The organism is Dolichospermum sp. UHCC 0260 (genome assembly GCF_009711985.1).
GTDB lineage: Bacteria > Cyanobacteriota > Cyanobacteriia > Cyanobacteriales > Nostocaceae > Dolichospermum > Dolichospermum lemmermannii.
Genome location: NZ_VIKZ01000011.1, coordinates 25,137 through 50,494, shown reverse-complemented (window position 1 = coordinate 50,494; position 25,358 = coordinate 25,137). Strand labels below are relative to the sequence as shown.

Sequence of the window (25,358 nt, the reverse complement as noted above, 5' to 3'; positions counted from 1 at the left end):
CAATTTTAATTACCTTTTTGTTGTTCTTAATTGTCCACAAGCAGCATCGGCTTCTAAACCGCGAGAATAGCGGACACTAACAGCAGTATTTTGTTGTTGAAGAACATTAACAAAGGCTTCGATTCGGTCGCGGGTTGGTCTTTTATAATCTACTTCTTGAATGGGATTATAGGGAATTAAGTTAACGTGACTTTGAAAACCCCGCAGACGTTTTGATAGTTCTAAAGCGTGTTCGGGTAAGTCGTTGACTCCAGCGAGAAGAACATATTCAAAACTAACTCTGCGTCCAGTTATTTCTACATATTCTCGACATTCTGCCAGTAAGTCTTCTATGGGGTAGGGTTTGGCGCTGGGAATGAGTTGTTCTCGTAATGCTTGGTTGGGTGCGTGGAGACTGACAGCGAGGGTAATTTGTAGTTGGTGTTGGGCGACTTCAAGAATGCGATCGCGGATACCTACAGTAGACAGTGTAATAAATCGCGCACCAATTCCCAGATCTTGATTAATGGATTTAATCGCTAAAAGCACATTTTCCGTATTCAACAATGGTTCACCCATGCCCATGAATACCACATTACTCACCCGTTCTTGAAAATCCTCTTGGACAGTCAGGACTTGATCAACAATTTCCGCACGGGTAAGATTACGCTTGTAACCACCTTTCCCAGTCGCACAAAAATCACAAGCCATAGGACAACCAACTTGAGTAGAAACGCAGACTGTTAAGCGTTTATCGCTGGGAATACCCACTGTTTCCACAATTTCCCCGTCAGTCAATTTGAGGAGATATTTGACGGTATCATCGGGGGCAACAGAACGGTAATGTAGAGAAGAACGACCTATGGGAACATCTGCAACTTGCAAACGCCAATTTTTCGGAAATACAGAAATATCAGCGAGCGATCGCACACTCTTATTATAGATCCAATCATGCAATTGCTTACCCCGATAACTCGGTTGTCCCTGCTGCTGTACCCAAGCAGTTAACTCCGTCACGGAAGCACCAAGGAGAGGGGGAAGAAGTTGAGATTTAGTGGAGTTAGGAGAATCTAGCTGAGATACAAACGGCGTAGCAGACATAAAAAATCACAATTTGATGCTAATTTTCTATTGTACTATATTGTTTTTGTTTCGCGCAAAGGGGCAAAGGAGCAAAGGCGCAAAGGAAGAAATTATTCATCCGTCTTCATCTGCGTTTATCTGCGTTTATCTGCGGTCTATTATTCTATAAATCTTCATGGAGAGACTTCCAAAGTAATAATAGTAACCTCTGGTGGACAAAATAACCGTCCGGGGAAATAAGTTCCTAGACCTCGGTTTACATATAATTGATTATTTCCCACTTTATGTAAACCCTGTGACCATTGCCAATGGCGTAATATAGAATGGGTTTTCCGTAAAAATGGTAATTTACGCCGAATTTTTTTGGGGATTTTTTTGACTATTTTTGCATAGTAAATCATTGCAGGCCCCAGTCCAGGAATTACGATTTGTCCACCGTGACTATGACCAGATAATTGTAAATCTACCCGCCATTTTTTGAGGATTTCGGCTGTATCTGGGTGATGAGATAAGACAATCCGAGGTGTAGTAGAATCAAGTTGATTCATAATTGCTTCTGGATTAAATTCTTTGGCATAAAAATCCGCTAATCCCACTAGAGGTAATTTTTCTCCAACTGGGTAAGCAATTTGATTCCAAAGTACATTAATCCCCACATTTGTTAAAGCATTTGTAATTTCTGATCTTGAACTGGGATAACAAATATCATGATTGCCAAGGATAGCATAGACACCATAGCGACTTTCTAGATTTTTTAATCTTAGTGCTAGTTGATGAATTGGTTTAGCAATTGTGTTAACATAGTCGCCAGTTAAAATAACTAAATCTGGTTTTGTGGCATTACTAACTGCAATTGCTTCTGTTAACATTTTTTCTGATAATAGACCATTATCATAGTGAAAATCTGACATTTGTACCAACTTTAATCCTGCTAATGATAGAGGTAAGTTGGGGATTTTCACTGTCAATTTTTCTGTGGACAAAGCTCCAGTTAATAATTTGTGCATAATAGAATAAAACTATGTTTATAAATCAAGACAACATTTCTGAAATTTTGTTGGGTTGCTGTCGCTTAACCCAACCTATAATTATCAAAATATAATCGGATTTCTTTTGACATTAACAAAATATTTTGATATTAACTGTAGCAAAAGAGTAACATATTTGAATACTCAGATACCCGACTTATTTAAGAAGTCGGGTATCTATTATCTATCATTCTATGATGATCTACTTATAGCTATTAGGAAACTAATCTATCTTGTAGTTTTGCCACCATTTCCGCACGAGTAGAAACCTCTAATTTACGGAACATCCTTTTTAAAGCTTGCTTGACAGAATTTTGAGTAATCCATAATTTAACGGCAATTTCCCCATTAGTTAAACCTTGAGCCACTAATTTGGCAATTTCTAATTCTCGCGCTGTGAGAGGACAATTACCAGCAGATGCAAAGGTTTTTGGTGTTGCTTGGAGTGTGGCCATTTTCGCTGATAAATGTAAACAAACTGCACTTAAATCAGCTAAATCATTACTATCAAAAGGCTGACTTCCGGGGTCACGAGCAAAGTTTAAAGTCCCCACTAATTGACCATTACAAACTATGGGACCAGTCATTACGTGTTCGTGACGAGTGCAATAGTTTTTCCAGTCTTCTGGGGATAAAATTAATTGTTCATGGGTGGGGGCGTGACGTTCGACAACATAACGCCCAATGGGATTAGCTTCTAAGCAGACAGCGGGAATTTCAATTTGAGTATCTAATTGGTCACCTAGGAGATCCATACCCCAATGTTGTACTGCAAAATGGTCGCCAATGGTATCCATGAGAGCTAGTTTTAATTCTTGCTCATTTTGGACATTAGCGATCGCTTGAAAAATGGCGTGGAGAGTTTTAGCCATAAGTGTACCCATTTGGGGTCTATGCGAACCTCGATAATTACCTCTATGCTAATACCAGCAACGATAAAAAGCTATTTTAACTTGTAACCAGAGGACAAGCACGATGACAGTTACTCAAATCTCAGCCCAAGAACTTTTTCAGGCTGCCTATCAAAACCGTTATACTTGGGATGAAAATTTCCCTGGCTATACCGCAGATATTACTTATAAGTATGATGACCAAGTGATCAAAGGTCAAGTGGTGATTGATGCCAATATGAAGGCAGAAGTTCTGAATGTGGAAGACGAAGCTGCTAAAAAAGCCATTCACGGACAAGCTTGGGAAATCGCCGTTCACCGTGTCCGTCGCGCTTTTGAACAAACCCACGGCGCAAATACTTTTAGACCCGGTGAAACTGACGCAACCGGCGCAGTCGAAATTTTTGTTGGTGGAAAGTCAGAAGGAGATAAGTACAAAGTGCGTAACAATGAAGTTTGCCACGTTCACCGTTTAATTCACGGTACTTTTGTGACTATTGACACTTTCAGCAGTCACGACACTGGAGAAGGATATCTTTCTCACACATACAATTCTGTTTATCATGACCCCGAAACCGGCGCTCAAAAGGGCGGTAAAAGCGATTTTACTGATGAATATGAGAAGGTAGGAAATTACTACATTCTTAACCGTCGGGAAATCCGCACAGAAATCGCAGAACGCATTTCTATTCAAGATTTCATCTTTTCTAACATTGAGTTGTTAGGTTAAGTAGAACGGCTTGAATAATTCAAAGTTTGTAGTGAGGAATTTATTCCCCATTTGCGGGCTTCAGCCCTCACTACGAAATCATCTCCAGATTTTTTTCTTTTCTTTGTGAGAAATCCAGGGTAAGTCCTGTGTTTAAGCTTATTGTTGGCAGTTTTGCCAAAAATTATCTTTGGCTAAGGTATTGTCATATATTAGATTGTCTAGTATTATATTTTTGGTTGTGCTTCTAGCCTGCCGTAGTCAGCAATAATTCTTGGTATTTTCATACGACGAAAAGTGCCAAATCAATGCTATTTTCAAAATTGTCAATGTTTTTACTGAGGGAAGTTCAGCTTTAACAATTTAAAGATGTATTAATCCTTATTAGTACCAACGCCGTAAGAGACTTCCAAGCTAATAGGTAAGTGTCTTGGGAATCAGGACTCCTGTCCTTGGGGGGAATGTCTAACTCTCAGGCCAACAGAACTACTAAGACAAGAGAGGCTATTCCCGATGAATTGGGAAGCCCTGTCAGTCTTACGGACAGGGTAGTTCACTTAACAAATACGGAAAAATGGGGTCTTTAAGTAAGCCATCTTATCGGATTGTCGCCATACCGGGGGAAGGAATTGGTCCAGAAGTTGTAGAAGCTTCCTTGCAAATTCTTCAACACGTCGCTAAAATTGAAGGATTTACCTTGCGGGTAGACTATGGTTGGCTTGGTGCAACTGCCTTCTTGCAAATGGGTAGTTATTTCCCTCAAGCCACTGTCCAACTGTGCGATGGAGCTAATGGGATTGTATTTGGTGCGGTTAGCCAAGGGGGACTCCTAGAACTGCGAAAGCACTATGACTTTTTTTGCAATCTGCGTCCAATTCGGATTGTTGATAGTTTAGTGCATAAATCTAGCCTTCGGCCAGAAAAGGTTCAAGGACTCGATATACTAATCATTCGAGAATTAGTTAGTGGGATTTATTTTGGACCGGCTGGACGTTCTTCAGATGAAAAGGGAGCTTATGGCTACCATACCATGCTCTACTACGATGAAGAGATTCGACGGATCGCTCGTATAGCTTTACAAAAAGCCCAAGAGCGAAGAGGATTGCTCACCGTAGCTCACAAAGAAAATGCTTTGCCTCATTTGCCATGGACTCGTATAGTCCAAGAAGAAGCAATCAAGTTTCCAGGTGTTGTTGTTGAACCAATGCTGGTAGACAACTTAGCCATGCAAATGGTTCTTAATCCCCAGAGATTTGATACAGTTTTGGCGGGCAATATGTTTGGAGATATTCTGAGCGATATTGGTGGAGCTTTAGTTGGATCTATTGGCTTATTAGGGTCAGCCAGTCTGAATGCTGATGGATTTGGACTATACGAACCAATTCACGGTACAGCCCCAGATATTGCAGGTAAAGGAATTGCTAATCCTCTAGGAACTCTTGGAGCTTGTGTTTTAATGCTTCAGCAATGGGGGGAAGTGGGTGCTGCCCAACGAATTATAGCAGCGCAAGAGCAAGTGTTATCTGAAGGATATCGGACAGCCGATTTGTTTCCCCAAGGATCTGAAATATTTGTCAATACTGAAAAATTAATTGACCTTTTACTAGAAGAACTTTCCAGCTAACAACATTCTCAATTCCGGGGGCTTTATGAGTAGTATCAAACAGATTTTATACTTAGGTGATGATATCAATACTGATGATATTATGCCTGCCAACCGGGCGACAAATGATGACCCTGATAATTTGAAACACTATGCTTTAGAACATCTGATTGGAGTAGGGGAGTTACTAAAATACGATGTGATTGAAGCCGGAGAAAATTTCGGCTGTGGTTCTAGTCGAGAAATTGCCCCCATTGCCATCAAAGCTGCGGGAATAGAACTGATTCGGGCGAGATCGTTCGCAGAAATTTTTTATCGTAATAGTATCAATATTGGACTTACCCTCGAAATTTTGGGAGAAAAACCGGAGAATCCGGTAGTTGATGCGATCGCCGCAGCCGGTGGATTGATACCTTTTAATCAAAAGCGTCGTCAGGGAAAAATTACCATTCCTGCCAGCGTGACTTCCCCGCGACCCATGACTTTAGTGGAAAAACTTTTAGCCAAATCCTCTGGTAATACCTACGTCACTCCAGGAGAAGTGGTTTTTGCTCAAGTTGATTTAGCCCTATCCCACGATGCTGTGGCCAGCCCTGTCGCTAAAATATTTTATAAACACTATGGAGAAGATGCAAAGCTGTGGGATGCTCAACGGGTAGTTTTAGTCGCAGATCACTTCATCCAAGTCAATGACATCCGTGTTGATCACAAAGCTGAACTCATGTATCAACAGATGGTTCAGTTTGCCAAAGACCAAGAATGTCACTTATTTGATGTAGTTTCCCCAGGGGAAGCCGCAGGTATCTGTCACGTTTTACTTCCAGAAAAAGGATTTGTCCGACCAGGGATGATCATTGCCGGCACAGATTCCCATACCTGCACCTATGGAGCATTAGGAGCTTTTTCCACAGGAGTGGGAACTACGGATATGGCGAATATCTATGCTATGGGGGATATGTGGATTCGTGTTCCATCAACATTAGTATTTGATTTATCGGGAACTCTACCGCACCATATTAGTGCCAAAGATATTATCTTGTTTATCTTAGGTCAAATTGGTTGTGCTGGTGCTACTGGTAAGGTAATGGAATTTAGAGGATCAATACTCGCACAACTACCTTTTGATGAACGATTGACTTTAGCTAATATGGCTATTGAGTGTGGTGCAGTCTGTGGGTTAATTGTTCCTGATGAAACAACCCGAAATTATGTCAGAAGTCGTTCTACACAAGGGTTTGTAGAAATGACTGCCGATCCTGATGCTGAATACGAAAAAGTATATCAATTTGACCTCAGTAATTTAGAACCACAAGTTGCCCGTCCTCCAAAACCAGATCAGGTCATACCTATTAGCCAGTTAGAGGAGACTCCGATTACCAAAGCTTTTATTGGCTCTTGTACGGGGGGCAAGCTTTATGATTTAGCCCAGGCTGCTGAAGTTTTACAAGGTCGTCAACTGGCAGATGGCGTGAGCTTGTTTGTGGTCCCTGCTTCCGTAGAGATTCGTGAACAAGCTGAAGCCTTGGGTTATCTGGAAATTTTTGCACAAGCAGGCGCACAGATTCTCAAGTCAGGTTGTGGAGCTTGTATTAATTCTGGAATGGGGGTGTTAGATAAAGAAGAAACAGGAGTTTATGCAACCAATCGCAACTTTAAAGGACGTAGTGGCGATCCTACAGGTAAAAACTATTTGGCCTCGCCAAGAACAGTGGCAATATCAGCCATAAAGGGGAAAATTAGCCACCTTCTGGATGAAAAATAAATCTAAAAAAGAGGGAAATAAAAAATATTTAACCCACAATACGAGAATGCTAGGTGATAAAATGGATGAAATTGTGAAAAAATTTGCAGGTCTAGGTCTTCCGGGCGTAATTCTTCTCCTTTTAGCAGTCACATCAGCAGGTAGTAATGCTGGTATTGTTGCTGCCATTACAGCAGTAGGCGGACCATTTGGCATTGTCGGAGGGATAGGTTTACTCGGACTGACAAAAGTTTTAGGAGATGCAATTGCTGCATACGGGATTGAAGCTATTATTAAGTCCGTCTATTCAGAACGAATCAAAACTGAGTCAGTGAGATTGCTTGTCAAAGAAATTGAAGAGCTACCCATTTCAGACGAGTTAAAACTCAAATTGAAAAATCATCTGAGTTCAGAAAGCAAAAACTATTTAGGGTTTGCTGAAAAAGTTGTCTGTGAGGGCTAGGAGTCAGGAGTCAGGAGCGATGCCCTGAGCTTGTCGAAGGGTCAGGAGGAAGAATTAGAAGAAGAGAAGAGAAGAATAGTATTGAATCTGGTCAAGTGATAGGTTTTTGCTGATTTCAACCCTTATTCCTTGCACCTGATTCACCTTTTTTACCTTCAAACTCTTGATATATCTCAGTTCTAGGTTTATTCAGCAGCCCCTATTTACCCTCGCTAGGAAAAGTAGGTATTTCAACCTTCAAATAGGAAATTGGACACCTTTTTGAGTAATAATAAAGCTACTATTTTATTTCATATTGCTGAATTACTATGCATGGAAATGTTATTCTAGCTATCAGTTCATCGTCATGTTTTTGACTTTTCTAAATTTCCTGATTTGTAGTGTTTTTTGATTAATCATAAAACTTACGTATGGACAGAAAATACCAAATAGGTTGTATAGTTTTCACAGATGCAAATGATGGTTAATTCTTGTAGTGTGTAAGTCCCAAATTATTGAGAATGGCTATAAATTTAAGGTGAATAGGGAGGGAAATGTTAAAAATTGACTTGAAAGCGAATGACTTTTAGCTAACTTAGTATAAATTCTAGAATCGGTTTCTTGCCATATCAAGACTCCAATTTCATTCCCACTAGAAAAGTTTCAACCAACAATATCAGGACTTTAGGTGATCAAAATGGACGAAATCGCAAAAAAACTTGCTGGTCTGGGTCTTCCAGGCGTAATTATATTAATTTTAGCAGTCACATCAGCAGGTAGTAATGCTGCTATTGTTGCTGCGCTCACAGCAATAGGCGGACCCTTCGGCATCCTTGGTGGTATAGGGTTACTTGGTCTGACAACAGTTGTCGGAGATAGTGTTGCTGCATACGGGATTGAAGCTATTATTAAGGCCGTTTATTCAGAACGGCTCAAAACCGAGTCAGAAACATTACTTATCAAGGAAATTGAAGAGCTACCCATTTCAGACGAGCTAAAAGCTAAATTGAAAGATCATCTAAGTTCAGTAAGTTCTACTTCCACAGAACCAGCTTCAGAACCCAGAATAGTGGAAATTGTTGATGAAAACGAATAATTTCACTATTAAATTGGGTAACATTTAAGAGCGAATAGTAAGTGCCAAGACAGAATTAATTGCATATTGGTTATTTACCAATCTTTTGCCAATCGAGGATTTCAGTCCAGATTTTTGTGTAATTGATTTTGTCCAATTATTTACCAAGTGCATACCGCTATAGTGAGAATAGAAAAATGGCCTGTGGGTCTGATTTTTTCGGGTCACACTCTCAAAGGCCATTATTTTCTAACAAAAAATGATCCAGGATGCGAATGCAACGCAGTGTGTTGTAAAATATCTTAGTTGAAACTGTTCCCTATGACTTACGTCACGCTACGCTATCACCAACAACTTATTCAACAACCCGTAAACTTATGTTGAAACAATGTATTCATGAGTTATTTAAAGCCCAGGTTGCTCGAACTCCGCAAGCAATAGCTGTCGTGTTTAGGGATAAGCAACTGACATACCAGGAATTAGATTTGCAAACAGACCTCCTGGCTAATTATTTGCAAAAACTAGGGGTAGGAACTGAGGTACTTGTAGGAATTTGTCTAGACCGCTCCCTAGAGATGATAGTGGGTTTATTAGGAATTCTCAAAGCTGGGGGAGCGTATCTGCCGCTAGATCCTAATTATCCAGCAGAAAGATTGAACTACATGATACAAGATGCTCAAATCTCTGTGTTGGTAACGCAAGAAAAATGGTCTACTTTAATATCTGATTATTCAGGGACAATTATTTGTTTAGATAGTCAACATGATGCAATTTTTGATCATAGTGATAGCGAAGCGCGACCTAGGAATCGCCATCTTGTGAATACAGTTAAACCTGATCATTTGGCTTATGTCATCTACACATCAGGGTCAACAGGAAAACCCAAAGGGGTAATGATTGAACACCAGTCATTGGTGAATTTTACCCAGATGGCGATAGCTCAATACAACATATCCACGGGCGATAGAATTCTCCAATTTAGCTCGATCAGTTTTGATGTTGCTGCGGAAGAAATCTATCCTGGTTTAAGTTGTGGTGCAACTTTAGTTCTACGAACTGAGGAAATGATAAGTTCCGTCTCCTCATTTGTACAGCAATCTCAAGATTGGCAAATAACTGTCTGGGATTTACCGACAGCTTACTGGCACTTAATAGTAAATGAATTAGCTATGAATCCCATAGCATTACCTGAATCATTACGCTTAGTAATTATTGGCGGAGAACGGGTATTACCAGAACGAGTGAAAATGTGGCTCAAGAATGTCGGAAATTTCCCTCAGTTAATTAATTGCTACGGTCCCACTGAAACTACCGTTGCTGCTTCAATTTGCTGTTTATCCAGTTTGAGCGCCACCCAACTAGAAAGAACAGAAATACCTATTGGTAAACCAATGGGGGATAATATCGAAATTTATATCTTAGATCAAAACCTGGAATCAGTTCCGACTGAAACCATAGGAGAAATATACATCGGTGGTGCTGGACTTGCAAAGGGCTATTTGCACCGCCCAGAACTAACCGCAGAAAAGTTTATTAAAAATCCCTTTGACAATTCAAAATTATATAAAACTGGTGATTTAGGACGGTATTTACCAGATGGCAACATAGAATTTTTAGGACGAATTGACAATCAAATAAAATTTAACGGCTTCCGCATTGAACTAGAAGAAATTGAATCCCTCCTCAATCAACATCCCCAAGTTTTTCAAAGCATAGTTATTCTGCGGGAAGATGTTCCTGGAAACAAACGTTTGGTAGCTTATATTGTCCCATCATCAAAAGAGGAAATTAACTGTACAACGCTGCCCAGCTTCCTGAAAAACCAGCTACCCAGCTACATGATCCCAAGTGTCTTTGTTTCCCTAGACGCTTTACCTCTGACTCCCAATGGGAAAATTGATCGTCAAGCACTTCCCATACCTGATATTCAAGAAACCTTTGTAGCACCGCGCAATTCACAGGAAGAAACTCTTGCCCAAATCTGGGGTAAGGTTTTTGGTGTAGAACAGATTGGTATTGATGATAATTTTTTCCAATTAGGCGGTCATTCGCTAATTGCCACACAAATTGTGTCTCGAATTCGGGATGTTTTCCAAATTGAATTATCCTTTGGACAACTTTTTGCAAACCCGACGATTAACGATTTAATTAAGGTAATTATCCAGCAGCAGCAACTACAACAACCATTACCCCTAGCCAAAATTACGCCGATTTCCAGAGAGGGTTATTTACCTGTTTCTTTTGCCCAAGAACGAGTGTATTTTATTGAGCAATTAGCACCCTCCATGACCGCTTACCAATTTCAAGAGAGTTTGCGAATCAAGGGCAATTTAAACATAGATATTCTAGAAGAAAGTCTCAGCGAAATTTTGCGTCGCCATGAAATTTTCCGCACGACATTTCCGGCAGTAGAGGGCAAGTTGGTACAATTAATTCATCCACCTCAACCTGTAAAATTACCAGTAATTGATCTGCAAAATTTCCCCAAATTAGCACAGGAATCGGAAGTACAAAAATTAACAGAGATTGCAGTTCACGAGCCTTTTGATATTAGTCAATTACCATTAATTCGTTGGACATTATTAAAATTAAGCGACCAAGAATATGTGTTAGTTCATGTTGAACATCACATGGTTCATGATGGTTGGTCATTTAATTTATTTTTGCGAGAATTATTAACATTATATCAAGCCTATTCCCAAGGAAAACCCTCACCGCTAACTGAACCCTCACTCCAGTTTGCCGATTTTGCCCATTGGCAACGACAGTGGGTGTTAACAGAACCAGCACAAGCCCAACTAAAATATTGGCAACAAAAATTAGCTGGTAGTCCTCCTGTATTAGAGTTACCAGGCGATCGCCCGCGACCAGTCGAGCAAACTTACCAAGGCGGCATGGTGCGGATGGAACTGCCCCTAGATGTTTGTGAAGCCCTGAGAAAAATGGGTCGTCAAGAAGGGGTGACTTTATTTATGAGTATGTTTACGGTTTTTGTGACCATGATCTACCGCTACACCGGACAAGAAGACCTTTGCGTGGGATCTGGGGTAGCTAATCGCCGTTGGCGGGAGACAGAAGGGTTAATTGGCATGATTGTTAATAATATCGTCCTCCGCACGGATTTATCTGGTAATCCCACCTTTCGAGAACTTCTGGCTCAAGTGCGTAATGTTACATTGGAAGGTTACGCTAACGAAGATCTACCCTTTGATAAAGTTGTAGAAGTTCTCAAACCAGAAAGAAATCTCAGCTACAATCCTCTATTTCAAGTGATGTTCAGTTTCCATGATGCTCTTTTACCTGATTTGAATCTACCTGGATTGAGCATTAAACAGCATGAGACACTCAACAATAAATCAGCCAAATTTGATCTTGATGTTGTTGTGATGCCTCGTTCTGAACAACGGGTAGGGCGCAATTCTCAAGAAGAAGCCAAAGGAATAGAAACAGAGGGCATAACTCTTGTTTGGGAATATAATAGTGACCTGTTTGATGCCACCACCATTGAACGGATGACAGGTGAATATCAAACGTTAGTAGCAGAGATTGTGGCTAACCCTGATCAACAAATTTCCCAATATCCCCTTCTCACAAAAGAGCAGCAGCATCAATTATTAATTAACTGGAACGAGACGAAAACAGCTTATCCTCAAGGGAAATGTATTCATCAATTAGTGGAAGAACAGGTAGACAAAAATCCTGATGCAGTAGCACTGGTATTTGATCATCAAAAACTTACCTATGGAGAATTAAATACACAAGCTAATCAACTGGCGCACTACCTGAAAAACTTAGGAGTAAAACCCGATACATTAGTTGGCATCTGCATTGAACGTTCCTTTGAGATGATCGTGGGACTTTTGGCAATCCTCAAAGCAGGGGGTGCTTATGTATCTTTAGATCCTGCCTATCCCGCCGAACGATTGAGCGATATAGTTAATGATGCTCAACTACCAATTCTGGTAACAATGCAGCAATGGGCAACCATAGCCGCCGATCATAATCTGTCAATAGTTTGTTTAGATACCGAGAAAACTGTAATTGCTACCCAAAGTCAAGAAAACCCTGACCAGGCAGTAGCAGCCACCAACTTAGCTTATGTCATCTATACATCAGGTTCCACAGGCAAACCCAAAGGAGTGCTGATTGAACATAATTCCTTAGTTAATTTTACTCAAACTGCGATCGCCGCATATCAAATCATCCCCACCGATAGGGTTCTCCAATTTGCCTCCATTAGTTTTGATACCGCCGCCGAAGAAATCTATCCCTGTTTAGGCAGTGGTGCTACCTTAGTGCTGCGGACAGAAGAAATGTTACAGTCTGTGTCTGCATTTGTGCAGCAGTCCCAAAATTGGGGACTAACAGTATGGGATTTACCAACAGCCTACTGGCATTTGCTAGTAAATGAATTAGCCAATGGCAATTTATCCTTACCAGAAACATTACGACTAGTAATAATTGGTGGAGAAAGAGCGCTACCTGAAAAAGTAGCAACATGGCATAAATGGGTAGGTAATTATCCAAAATTAGTTAATAGCTATGGTCCAACGGAAACCACTGTAATTGCCACTTTGAGTCAATTATCAGACAATACTCTCAATCGTCAGGAAATCCCCATTGGTAAACCTATTAGCAATGTACAAGTATATGTCTTAGATAAATACTTGCAACCCGTTCCCATCGGAGTACCAGGAGAACTCCATATTGGTGGTGCAGGTGTGGCACGGGGTTATTTGCACCTGCCAGAATTGACCGCAGAAAAATTTATTAAAAATCCTTTTGTCAACACAGAGGAAAGTAGATTATACAAAACCGGGGATTTAGTTCGTTATCAACCTGATGGCAACCTAGAATACCTGGGACGGATAGATTCTCAAGTAAAAATTCGTGGTTTTAGGATTGAACTTGGTGAGATTGAAACAATATTAAATCAACATTCCCAGGTGAATCAAGCCGTCGTCATTGCCCGTGAAGACATTCCTGGCAATAAGCGTCTTGTCGCCTACATCATTGGTAATCAAGCACAAGTCCAATTGGAGCAAATCCGCCAATTTCTCCAACAGAAGTTGCCTCCATACATGATTCCTGCTACCTTTGTGCCATTAGATCAACTACCAATGACTCCTAACGGCAAGGTAGACCATCGTGCTTTACCAATCCCAGATACTACTGACACCAATTTAGCGGCAGGATTTGTTGCGCCTCAGACTCCCATAGAAGAAAAGTTAGTCGCAATTTGGGCTGAAGTTTTAAGACAACCGAATATCAGCATTCACGACAATTTCTTTGAATTGGGTGGTGATTCAATCATCAGTATTCAGATGATTTCTAGAGCCAATCAAGCCGGATTACAACTGACTCCCAAACAACTGTTTCAGTATCAAACTATTGCCGAGTTAGCCAATGTTGTCGGCACAAATCGGCAAATTAAAGCCAATCAGGGATTAGTTACAGGTTCAATACCGCTAATGCCTATTCAACATTGGTTTTTCGAGCAAAATTTCCCCGATGCTCATTACTTTAATCAATCAGCCTTGTTAGAGATTCCATCAATAACACAGCCAGACTTATTAAAACAAGCAGTGCAAAAATTATTATCGCATCACGATATTTTGCGTTCATGCGTTTCCCCTGAAAGCCACCCCCCGCAACATATTAATGCTACAACCCAAGAAACAGTTCCTTTTATGCTTGTGGATTTGTCGGCATTGTCTTTAGAGGAACAACAAACTGTAATTAAAACCAAAGAGTCCGAACTTCAAGCCAGCTTGAATTTGTCATCAGGGGAAATTGTTAGATTCGCGCTGTTTAACAGGGGAATTAATCGGCCAAATCAATTACTAATTATTATTCATCACCTAGTAGTAGATGGCATTTCATGGCGGATTTTACTGGAAGATTTAGCAACTGCTTATCAGCAACTTAGTAGTGGCGAAACTATCAAATTACCAGCCAAAACAACTTCCTTTCAAGAGTGGGCAAATCAGTTACAAGCATATAGCCAATCAGAAAACCTGTCCACAGAAATTGATTATTGGTTATCCCAGTTTGCGGGGAATATTACTTCATTGCCCATAGATTATCCTGACCAAAAAACAGAAAATACACTAGCTGCTACTAATTCTCTGACTCTCTGTTTAAATGAGGAGGAAACCCGCGCCTTATTGCAGGATGTTCCCGCTGCCTATAATACACAAATTAATGATATTTTGTTGACTGCATTAGCACAAAGCTTTCATGAATGGACAGGAGCAAATTCATTAATTGTTGATTTAGAGGGACATGGACGAGAAGACTTATTTGAAGATATAGATTTATCCCGGACTGTCGGTTGGTTTACTACTTTATTTCCTGTACAATTCAACCTTGGGTTGGGGAATCAGTTAGAAGAAACTTTGAAATTAGTTAAAGAACAACTGCGTCGCCTACCTAAACATGGTATTGGCTATGGTATCTTGCGATATTTACATCCAAGTTCCATAATTCAAAATAAATTCCAAACTTTACCTCAAGCAGAAATCAGTTTTAATTATTTAGGTCAATTTGATCAAGTTCTGTCTGCCTCTGCCATGTTGGGAGCAGTTAAAGAATGGAAATCAGAACAAAGTCAGCGGGGATATTGCAGCCATCTCTTGGCAATAAGTGGATTGATTCACTCAGGAAAGTTAGAAATGGAGTTTGCTTATAGCGAGAAAATTCACAAGGGAGCTAGTATTGAAAAGTTTGGGCTGGGATTTATGGAAGTATTAAGAACCCTGATTCTTCACTGCAAATCAAAGGAGTCACCCACCTACACCCCTTCTGATTTTTCTGCTGCTAAAATTAATCAACAACAGATTGATAAATTCTTAGAAAAAATTAATAGAAAAACCCCCAAGAGTTAGATGAATTAATAGTTTACCTAAAACCTACAATCCTGCTGTGAGATGCTTGATTTCCAAGATTAATTATTGACAACCATTTAATTAAATTTATGCAAGAAATAGTGATTGATTCTAATGATGACGTTGATGATTATTCTGCCTTAACTGAGCAGGAGCGACATAAAATATTGGTAGAATGGAATGATACCAGGGCAGATTATCCTCGACATTTGTGTGTACATGAATTATTTGCAGCACAAGTGGCAAAAACTCCAGACAATATTGCTGTCATTTTTGAGGGGCAGAAACTTACTTATCAAGAGTTGAATCACCGAGCTAACCAAGTGGCTCATTATTTGCAATCTTTGGGTGTTGAGCCAGAAGTGCTGGTAGGGATTTGTGTGGAGCGTTCCCTAGAAATGATCATCGGAATGTTGGGCATTCTCAAAGCGGGTGCAGCTTATCTGCCACTAGATCCCACATACCCCAAAGAGCGTTTATCGTTCATGCTTTCAGATTCACAAGTACAAGTGCTGTTAACACAACAAAAGTTTGTAGAAAGCTTTGCTGACAGTGGTGCAAAAACAGTTTGTTTAGATCAAGATTGGGAATTAATTACTCGCCAAAATCAAGAAAATCCTACTAGCGATGTCACGGCAGAAAATCTAGCCTATGTGATTTATACATCTGGTTCTACAGGCACACCAAAGGGTGTAATGATTCAGCATCGAGGGGTATGTAATCTTGCTCAAGCACAAGTAAAACTGTTTGGCGTAAACCAAAATAGCCGTGTTCTCCAGTTTGCTTCTTTCAGTTTTGATGCTTCAGTTTCGGAAATTGTGATGGCCTTGTGTTCTGGAGCTAGTCTTTATCTGGGAAATCAAGATTCTTTGCGTCCAGGTATAGACTTAATCCGATTTTTGCGTCAACAATCAATCACTCACGCCACACTACCACCCACAGCACTAGCAGCTTTGCCCAAAGAGGAATTGCCAAACTTGCAAACTCTCATCGTTGCTGGAGAAGCTTGTAATCCAAAATTGATCGCTCAATGGTCAAAAGAGCGGCGTTTCTTTAATGCTTATGGACCAACGGAATCAACTGTTTGTGCCACAGTTGCAGAATGTACTTTTGGGGAAACTCAACCAACCATTGGCCGGGCGATCGCTAATATACAAATTTATATTCTTGATCACAATCTTCAACCCGTTCCTATTGGCGTTCCGGGTGAATTATATATTGGTGGTGATGGGTTAGCTAGAGGCTACCTGAACCGTCCAGAATTAACTAAGGAAAAATTTATTTCCAATCCATTTAAGAAGACAGAAGGGAGTAGATTATATAAAACTGGTGATTTAGCTCGTTATTTACCAGATGGCAACATTGAGTTTCTGGGGCGAGTGGATAATCAAGTCAAGATTCGCGGCTTCCGCATAGAATTGGATGAAATCGAGAAGTTGTTAATTCAACACCCAGATGTTAAGCAAGCGGCGGTAATTGCTCGTGAAGACATTCCTGGAGATAAACGGCTGCTTGCTTATGTGGTTCTGAATCAAAAGCCGGAAGCAATTGTTACTACCCTCAAAAACTTACTTCAAGAAAATCTACCTCAATACATGATTCCAGGGGTATTTGTCGTTTTAGATTCTTTACCCCTCACCCCCAATGGCAAAGTAGATCGTCAGAATCTTCCAGTTTGCGATCGCACACGCCCCGATTTAGAAGAAAGCTTTGTTGCACCTCGTAACCCAATTGAAGAAAAATTAGCGGCTATTTGGGCTGATTTACTAGGTTATGAGCAAATAGGAGTTAATGACAACTTTTTTAATCTCGGTGGACATTCCCTGATAGTGGCTCAAATCCTTTCCCGTGTACGCGACAGTTTTCAAGTTGAGTTATCGTTTGCAAACATCTTTGCTAATCCTACCGTAGCGGGTTTAGCTAGTGTCATTCAACAGCATGAACTCCTAGAACAAAAACTACAAAGTCCTGCTATACAAAGGATTTCACGGGCTGGAATGTTACCTGTTTCCTTTGCTCAAGAGCGTGTGTACTTCATCCAGGAAGTAGCACCCGAAAATACAGCATACCAAGCTCAAGCAACTCTCAGATTTCAGGGACACCTCGATGTCATAGTCCTCAAAAAATGTCTCAGTGAGATTGTGCAAAGACATGAAATCTTCCGCACAACTTTTCCAGCAGTCAATGGACGGTTATTTCAGGTCATCCACTCATCCTTACCAATTGAATTAAACGTCGTAGACATCGAGAAATTTACGGGGTCAGAGCAAGAAGCAGAAATTCAACGTCTATTTGATGCAGAGGTAAAGAAGCCCTTTTACTTGGATAAATTGCCTTTAGTCAGATGGTTATTGTTAAAGTTGAATGACCAAGACCATCTTTTAGTCCACATTGAACATCACATGGTTCATGATGGCTGGTCTTTCAATAACGTCTTTTTGAAAGAGTTTTTAGCACTTTATCAAGCCTTCTGTGAGGGTCATCCCTCCCCACTGCCAGAATTACCAATCCAGTTTGTAGACTTTGCGAGTTGGCAGAGAGAATGGGTGCAAAGCCAGGAAGCCCAAGCCCAATTAGCCTACTGGCAGCAGCAGTTATCCGGCAGTCCGCCCCTCTTGGAATTACCATATGACCGCCCACGACCAGCAGAACAAACTTACAACGGCGCTCAAGTCAGGTTAGAGTTGCCCATTACTTTGTGCGAATCCTTGAGAGTTCTGAGCCGTCAAGAGGGAATTACCTTATTTATGACGACCTTGGCGGCATTTTTAGTAATTGTCCGCCGATACACTGGACAGGACGATCTTTGTCTAGGTACGGCTGTTGCCAATCGGCGGATGCGCGAGACAGAACAATTAATTGGCATGATCGTCAATAACCTGGTTTTACGCACCGATTTATCCGGTAATCCCACGTTTCGGGAGTTGCTGGGTCGAGTCCGCAAAGTGAGTCTGGAAGCCTTTGCTAACGAAGATTTACCCTTTGATAAGGTCGTGGAGGTGATCAAGCCAATACGGAACTTAAGTTATAATCCTCTGTTTCAAGTGATGTTTAGCTTCCATGATTCTCCCCGTCCAGACTTAACTTTACCAGGCTTGAACATCACAACGAATGTAGCCCTCAGCAACAAATCAACAAAGTTTGATCTTGATGTTGTGTTGATTCCGCATTCCCAGCTAAATGGCAAAGATAAGGGAATTACTCTTATTTGGGAATACAACGCTGACTTATTCGACGCTGCCACAATCCAGCAGATGGTAGATCAGTATCAAGTTTTACTAAAAGGGATTGTTGATAACCCAGAGCAGCGAGTTTCTGAATTACCGATCCTAAACCAGCCTCAGCAGGAATTATTGATGGAATGGAATCAGACTCATAGAGAATATACGCAGAAAAATTGTATCCATAAGTTGTTTGAGTCTCAGGTAGAGTTAACACCCGATGCTGTAGCTGTAGAACAGGATGGTCAAAAATTAACTTATCGTCAATTGAGCGATCGCGCCAACCAATTAGCCCACTATCTGCAAAGTTTGGGAGTTAAACCAGAAACCCTAGTGGGAATCTGCATTGAACGCTCCTTAGATATGATTATCGGCTTACTTGGGGTGATTAAAGCAGGTGGCGCTTATGTTCCTATTGACCCATCCTACCCCCAAGAGCGAATAGCTGAAATTCTCGCAGATACGCAACTAGGAATTTTGCTAACCCAAGATAAATTCCCAAATCAACGGCTAGATTACACAGGAAAAACAATTTGTTTAGATACAGATTGGTCAATCATTTCTCAACACAGCACAGCTAACCCGCACAGTGATGTCAAACTTCATCACCTATCCTATATTATTTATACTTCTGGTTCTACGGGTAAACCCAAGGGGGTAATGATTGAACATCGGTCATTAATGAATTTTGTAATCACTGCCATTGATAAATATGGAATCAATACCAGCGATAGGATTTTACAGTTTGCGTCTGTTTGCTTTGATACTTCCATTGAGGAAATCTTTCCCTGTCTGTCCGTTGGTGCAACCTTAGTGTTACGCACGGAAGAAATGCTCCACTCCAGTGATGAATTTTGGCGGTATTGCCAAAAATGGCAATTGACTGTTTTGGATCTGCCCACAGCATACTGGCATCAGTTAGTAGCAGAACTTAACCCTGAAGATGCCCCCATTCCTGAAGGTTTGAGAACTGTAATTATTGGTGGTGAAGAAGTCCAACTAGAAAAGGTGCAACATTGGCATAATTGTGTAGCTGATCTTTCCCCAGCCCCCCAATTGTTTAATAGTTACGGACCAACAGAAGCAACGGTTGTCACCACCTTAGAACTTTTAACCCCAGTTGCACCCGTTAGCATTGGCCGACCCATTAGTAATGCTCAGGTTTATATTTTAGATCAATATCTGCAACCTGTACCCATAGGAGTTCCTGGAGAAATGCACATTGGGGGAGCAGGACTAGCTAGAGGCTATTGGCAACGTCCAGAATTAACCCATGCCAAATTTATCCCCAATCCCTTTGAGGAGCTAGGGAATAGTAAACTGTACAAAACTGGGGATTTAGCAAGATTCCGCGCCAATGGCAGTCTAGAATATCTGGGACGAGTTGACAATCAAGTGAAGATTCGCGGTTTCCGGATTGAGTTGGGAGAAATCGAAACGGTATTGAGACAACACCCACAAGTGTTACAATCCGTGGCTATCGCCCATGAAGACGTTCCCGGACAAAAGCGACTCGTTGCTTATATTGTTCCCCAGCATCAGCAACCAACAATTGATGAATTGCGCCATTTCCTCAAGGAAAAACTCCCAAATTACATGATTCCAGCGGCGTTTATGCTGCTGAAAACTCTCCCCATAACTGCCAACGGCAAAGTAGATTATCGCGCTCTCCCAACCCCCGATTTTTCTCATCATGTCGAAGATAAATTTATTGCTCCTCGTACAGTTATAGAAGAGAAATTAGTGGCGATTTGGTCGGAAGTTCTCAGAATAGGAAAAGTTGGCATCCACGATAACTTTTTTGAACTGGGTGGAGACTCGATTCTCAGCATTCAGTTAATTTCCAAAGCTAATCAAGCAGGTATTCAAATTGCTGCTAAACAGCTATTTAAGTATCAAACCATTGCCGAATTAGCGGCTGTAGTGGGTATCACTCGCCAAATCAATGCTGAACAAGGTTTAGTAACTGGTGCTGTAAGGTTGACACCTATTCAAAATTGGTTTTTCGAGCAGAAATTACCCAGACCTAATTATTTTAACCAGTCAGCACTGCTAGAAGTTCCATCAGACTTGCAACCTGAGTTATTGCAGTCAGCATTACAACAACTGTTAGGACATCACGATGCTTTACGGCTGCGGTTTGTACAGGAAGGAGAAAACTGGCAACAAATTAACACCGCGACACGGGAATCTGTGCCATTGAGTATCTTTGATTTGTCCCACCTATCACCACAAGAACAGCAAACAGCAATAAAAGCGACTGATGCTGAACTTCAGGCTAGTCTGGATTTATCTACGGGGGTAATAGCACAAGTCGCTTTATTTCAATTAGGCAATGATAAACCGAGTTATTTACTCTTCATTATCCATCATTTAGCTGTTGATGCTGTCTCATGGCGGATTTTGCTAGAAGATTTGGCGACTGCTTACCAACAAATTAGCCGCAATGAAGTTATCAAATTACCACCTAAGACAACTTCCTGGCAATATTGGAGCGATCGCCTCACAGAGTATGCCCAAATCAAGGCTGTCAAAGAGTTGGATTACTGGCTAAATCAATCTAGCATTCAAGTCACAGCTTTACCAGTAGACTATCCTTCAGATCAAGAAAATAACACTGTAGCCTCAACCGCGTCTGTGTCACTGGCTTTAAATGAAGAACAAACCCGCGCCCTCTTACAAGATGTACCCTCTGCCTACAATACTCAAATCAATGATGTCCTGTTGACTGCCCTAGTGCAAAGTTTTGCCCAATGGACAGGAGAAAGTTCTTTACTAATTGATTTGGAAGGACATGGCAGGGAAGACTTATTTGAGGATGTAGATTTATCGCGCACTGTCGGTTGGTTTACGACATTATTCCCCGTGAGGTTACAACTACAAGAAATTGACCATCCAGGAAACGCTTTAAAGTTTGTTAAAGAACAACTGCGGCAGATTCCCAACCGAGGAATTGGTTATGGTGTATTGCGATATTTGCAGGAAAACAGCACAATCCGCGAAAAATTACAGTCACTACCATCAGCACAAATCAGTTTTAACTATCTTGGTCAATTCGATCAAGTGCTGAAAGCCTCTGAATCCTTGGGTTTGGCTAAAGAATTTAAAGCTGAACAAAGCTTACTCAATCAACGTAGTCATTTATTAGGCATCAGTGGTTTTATTCGTGGAGGAAAACTGGAAATGACTTGGGCTTATAGTGAGAAAATTCACAAGCAAGACACCATTAAAAAGTTAGCTTTAGGATTTATAGAAGCATTAAAAAACCTAATAAATCACTGTCAATTAACGGAGTCTCAAAGCTATACTCCCGCGGATTTTTCAGCAGCCAAACTCAATCAACAACAGCTAGATAAATTCCTATTCAAAATTAACAAAAACAAACCCAAGTAGCTATCATCAACTAATTCCCAATTCCCAATTCCCAATTCCCAATTCAGAGGTAGTTTCATGCAAAATATCCAAGACCTTTATGAACTTTCGCCCATGCAACAAGGGATGTTGTTTCATACCCTTTATGCACCCGAATCAGAAGTTTATTTTGAGCAGTTGCTTTGTATCCTCTCTGGGGAATTGAACTTTCCCGCGTTCCAAAAAGCTTGGGAACAAGTTGTAGCAAGACACTCAGTATTACGCAGTTCTTTTTATTGGGAGGAGATAGAAAAGCCCTTGCAAATGGTAAGTAAGCAAGTGGATATCCCGTGGATGAAAATAGACTGGCGAAATTTCACAGCTGATGAACAACAAAATAACTTAGAGGATTTTTTGTTGAGCGATCGCCAAAAAGGATTTGATCTGAGTATTGCTCCCTTAATGCGCTTCACCCTCATCCAATTAACAGAGCAGACCTATCAACTTATTTGGAGTCATCATCATATCCTATTTGATGGCTGGTCAATGCAGATTATCCTCAAAGAAGTTTTAGCTTTCTATGAAGCACAACAGCGAGGCGAACATTTATACCTCCAACCTGTTCGTCCCTATCGAGAATATATTGATTGGTTACAACAACAGGATATTGATCAAGCCAAGAGATTTTGGCAAACAACCCTCCAGGGTTTTGAAACTCCGACCTTTTTGGGAAAAACCAAGGGAGAGGGAATATATCATGAACAGCATTTCCAATTATCGCCAACTGTCACTGAAAAATTACAAGGTATGGCGCGACAGCAGCATTTAACCTTGAATAATTTGGTACAGGGAGCTTATGGGTTATTAATTTCCCGCTACAGTGGGGAAAGTGATGTCATCTTTGGTGCAACTGTATCCGGTCGTCCACCGACCCTGGAGCAAGTAGACTCAATGGTAGGACTATTAATTAACACTCTCCCCATCCGAGTCAAAATTACCAACAAGACAGAATTATTACCCTGGCTCAAGCAATTACAAACCCAAGCATTAGAACAAGAACAGTATGCTTATTGTTCTCTCGCAGAAATTCAAAATCAGAGTGATATTCTCCCCGGATTGCCACTATTTGCAAGTCTTTTAGTCTTTGAAAATTATCCATTAGATTCTTCCCCACAAGAGACCAGAAAAACTTTAGAAATTAGTCATATTAGTTGTTTTGAACGCACAAATTATCCGCTAACGATAGTTATTAATCCTGGTTTGCAATTAGCTGGCAGAATTGTTTATGATACTAGCTGCTTCGACGACAAGAAAATTGCTCGCATGATTGGACATTTCCTGACATTGCTAACAGGAATGGCAGCTAATTTACAACAAAATATTTCTGACTTATCTCTAATGAGTGCAGCCGAAGCAGAAGAATTAATGCTGCTAGAAAATCAACAAGCAACAAATACTATTAATTACAAATGTGTTCATGTTTTATTTGAAGAACAGGTAGAAAAAAGCCCTGATGCAGTAGCAATTATATATGAACAACAACATTTAACTTATCGAGAATTAAATAACCGCGCCAATCAATTAGCCCATTATTTGCAATCACTGGGAGTTAAACCCGAAGTCCGAGTGGGAATTTGTGTTGAGCGTTCCCTAGAAATGGTCATCGGTATTCTGGCCATTCTCAAAGCTGGTGGGGCTTATTTTACCCTAGATCCAGCTTATCCTCCCGAAAGATTAGAGTTCATGGTAGCAGATGTACAAACACCGATCTTACTAACACAAACTCATTTACAAAATGGACTACCACTGAATAATCAAACTGTGGTGAATCTTGACACAGATTGGGGAATTATTGCCCAATACAAACAAGACAATTTAAACAGTGAAGTTAATCCAGAAAATTTAGCTTATATCATTTATACCTCCGGCTCGACAGGAACACCAAAAGGCACAGAAGTTCCTCATCGTAGCTTCATGGGTTTTATGTTTGAAGTTGATTATGTTCACCTTGATGCAGAAAAAATTTGGCTACAACATTCATCAATTTCTTGGGATGCACTCACGCTAGAACTTTGGCCATCATTACTTTACGGTGGACGTTGTGTGCTTTATCCAGAGAAAATTCCCACACCAGCAGGCTTAACCCGCATTATCCAAGAACAAGGAATTAATATCCTTTGGCTAACTTCCGCTTTCTTCAATCTGATGATTGATACAATGCCACAAGGGTTATCGGGAGTTAAACAACTACTCATTGGGGGAGAATCTATTTCTGTAGATCATGTTCGTCGCGCTTTAGAAATCTTGCCAGAAACGCAAATAATTAACGGTTATGGACCTTCAGAATGTACAGTATTTACCTGTTGTTATGCCATTCCTAAACAAATTACTGAAAATATCCATTCTATTCCTATTGGTAAACCCATTGGCGATCGCACAGTTTACATATTAGATGAAAATTTACATCGAGTGCCAATTGGTATCCCTGGTGAACTTTATGTGGGTGGTGCGAGTGTTGCGAGGGGTTACTTAAATCAGCCCGTATTAACCAGTGAAAAGTTTATTCCTAATCCCTTTATTCAAGGAGATACCCTTTACAAAACCGGAGATTTAGTCCGCCGTCTACCTAATGGAAATCTAGAATTTATCGGTCGAATTGATACCCAAGTAAAAATTCGCGGTTTTCGGATTGAATTGGCAGAAATTGAGGCAGTTTTGATGCAAAATCCTGACATCAAACAAGTTCTAGTTATTGCACGGGAAGATGAGTCAGGGAAGAAATTCCTAGTAGCCTATTTGGTTACGAAGGATAATTCACCTACTTCTAGCAGCTTCCGAAATTTCCTCAAGGAAAAGCTACCAGATTACATGATACCTACTGCTTTCGTAGTTTTATCAGCATTTCCCCTCACTCCTAATGGTAAAGTCAACCGCCTTGGTTTGCCTATTCCCGAAGGTTTCCAAAGAAATGTAGAGGTTGATTTTGTGCTGCCTCGCACGGCTACAGAACAAGAATTAGCAACAATTTGGACTGAAGTTTTGAAATTAAAACAGGTGGGAATTTATGATAACTTTTTTGAGTTAGGAGGACATTCTTTACTCGCTACTCAAGTGATTTCTCGATTAAGAGAAGCCTTTTCTCTAGATTTTCCTTTACGTTATTTATTTGAGAATCCCACAATTGCTGAACTTGCCCAAAAGGTTATGGAACAACAAATTGAACAAGCAGAAAATGATGCCCTAGCCCATATTTTAGGCGAAGTTGATGGTTTATCAGATGAAGAGGTAACACAAGCATTAATGTTTTGATAATTTATTTGATAATTTAATTTAATTTAGCAATTTGATA

The 25,358-nt window shown here is 40.5% G+C and carries 11 protein-coding genes; 8 read left to right on the top strand and 3 right to left on the bottom strand.

The window, feature by feature from the left end:
* Positions 1 to 9: 9 nt before the first annotated feature.
* From rlmN to FJR08_RS06670, 3 genes are all read right to left on the bottom strand, one after another.
* Positions 10 to 1,080, bottom strand: coding sequence for a 23S rRNA (adenine(2503)-C(2))-methyltransferase RlmN (rlmN, locus tag FJR08_RS06680; protein WP_168632631.1), 1,071 nt, complete (start codon positions 1,078 to 1,080; stop codon positions 10 to 12).
* Between the two features lie 155 nt (positions 1,081 to 1,235).
* Positions 1,236 to 2,069, bottom strand: coding sequence for a metallophosphoesterase (locus FJR08_RS06675; protein ID WP_168632630.1), 834 nt, complete (start codon positions 2,067 to 2,069; stop codon positions 1,236 to 1,238).
* Positions 2,070 to 2,305: 236 nt separating this feature from the next.
* Positions 2,306 to 2,962 carry a LuxR C-terminal-related transcriptional regulator gene (locus tag FJR08_RS06670; protein WP_015078969.1) on the bottom strand — a complete coding sequence of 219 codons (657 nt, stop codon included), beginning with the start codon at positions 2,960 to 2,962 and terminating at the stop codon, positions 2,306 to 2,308.
* A gap of 103 nt (positions 2,963 to 3,065) precedes the next feature.
* On the opposite strand from FJR08_RS06670, the gene FJR08_RS06665 reads away from it, so the two are divergent.
* The 8 genes from FJR08_RS06665 to FJR08_RS06630 all read left to right on the top strand — a co-directional run bounded on the left by FJR08_RS06665 (position 3,066) and on the right by FJR08_RS06630 (position 25,318).
* The gene (locus tag FJR08_RS06665; protein ID WP_015078970.1) at positions 3,066 to 3,710 is read left to right on the top strand and encodes a DUF3386 domain-containing protein; all 645 of its coding nucleotides are present in this window, start codon (positions 3,066 to 3,068) and stop codon (positions 3,708 to 3,710) included.
* Positions 3,711 to 4,263: 553 nt separating this feature from the next.
* A complete protein-coding gene (locus FJR08_RS06660) occupies positions 4,264 to 5,313 on the top strand; it encodes an isocitrate/isopropylmalate dehydrogenase family protein (RefSeq protein ID WP_168632629.1) in 1,050 nt (349 codons plus the stop codon).
* A gap of 25 nt (positions 5,314 to 5,338) precedes the next feature.
* Positions 5,339 to 7,054: an aconitase/3-isopropylmalate dehydratase large subunit family protein gene (locus FJR08_RS06655; RefSeq protein ID WP_168632628.1), complete on the top strand. Its 1,716-nt coding sequence runs from the start codon at positions 5,339 to 5,341 to the stop codon at positions 7,052 to 7,054.
* 61 nt (positions 7,055 to 7,115) lie between these two features.
* Positions 7,116 to 7,496 (top strand): hypothetical protein, encoded by a 381-nt coding sequence (locus FJR08_RS06650; RefSeq protein ID WP_174783013.1) that lies wholly within the window; start codon positions 7,116 to 7,118, stop codon positions 7,494 to 7,496.
* A 676-nt stretch (positions 7,497 to 8,172) separates the two neighbouring features.
* Positions 8,173 to 8,571: a hypothetical protein gene (locus FJR08_RS06645; protein ID WP_168632627.1), complete on the top strand. Its 399-nt coding sequence runs from the start codon at positions 8,173 to 8,175 to the stop codon at positions 8,569 to 8,571.
* 356 nt (positions 8,572 to 8,927) lie between these two features.
* A complete protein-coding gene (locus FJR08_RS06640) occupies positions 8,928 to 15,437 on the top strand; it encodes a non-ribosomal peptide synthetase (protein ID WP_168632626.1) in 6,510 nt (2,169 codons plus the stop codon).
* 89 nt (positions 15,438 to 15,526) lie between these two features.
* On the top strand, positions 15,527 to 22,051 hold the full coding sequence (locus tag FJR08_RS06635; protein WP_168632625.1) for a non-ribosomal peptide synthetase: 6,525 nt from the start codon (positions 15,527 to 15,529) through the stop codon (positions 22,049 to 22,051).
* 57 nt (positions 22,052 to 22,108) lie between these two features.
* Entirely contained in the window at positions 22,109 to 25,318 is a 3,210-nt protein-coding gene (locus FJR08_RS06630) for a non-ribosomal peptide synthetase (protein WP_168632624.1), read from the top strand.
* Positions 25,319 to 25,358: the final 40 nt, after the last annotated feature.

Coding starts and splice junctions, on each gene's coding strand:
- rlmN (WP_168632631.1), bottom strand. CDS start 1,080: ATGTCTGCTACGCCGTTTGTATCTCAGCTAGATTCTCCTAACTCCACT.
- FJR08_RS06675 (WP_168632630.1), bottom strand. CDS start 2,069: ATGCACAAATTATTAACTGGAGCTTTGTCCACAGAAAAATTGACAGTG.
- FJR08_RS06670 (WP_015078969.1), bottom strand. CDS start 2,962: ATGGCTAAAACTCTCCACGCCATTTTTCAAGCGATCGCTAATGTCCAA.
- FJR08_RS06665 (WP_015078970.1), top strand. CDS start 3,066: ATGACAGTTACTCAAATCTCAGCCCAAGAACTTTTTCAGGCTGCCTAT.
- FJR08_RS06660 (WP_168632629.1), top strand. CDS start 4,264: ATGGGGTCTTTAAGTAAGCCATCTTATCGGATTGTCGCCATACCGGGG.
- FJR08_RS06655 (WP_168632628.1), top strand. CDS start 5,339: ATGAGTAGTATCAAACAGATTTTATACTTAGGTGATGATATCAATACT.
- FJR08_RS06650 (WP_174783013.1), top strand. CDS start 7,116: ATGGATGAAATTGTGAAAAAATTTGCAGGTCTAGGTCTTCCGGGCGTA.
- FJR08_RS06645 (WP_168632627.1), top strand. CDS start 8,173: ATGGACGAAATCGCAAAAAAACTTGCTGGTCTGGGTCTTCCAGGCGTA.
- FJR08_RS06640 (WP_168632626.1), top strand. CDS start 8,928: ATGTTGAAACAATGTATTCATGAGTTATTTAAAGCCCAGGTTGCTCGA.
- FJR08_RS06635 (WP_168632625.1), top strand. CDS start 15,527: ATGCAAGAAATAGTGATTGATTCTAATGATGACGTTGATGATTATTCT.
- FJR08_RS06630 (WP_168632624.1), top strand. CDS start 22,109: ATGCAAAATATCCAAGACCTTTATGAACTTTCGCCCATGCAACAAGGG.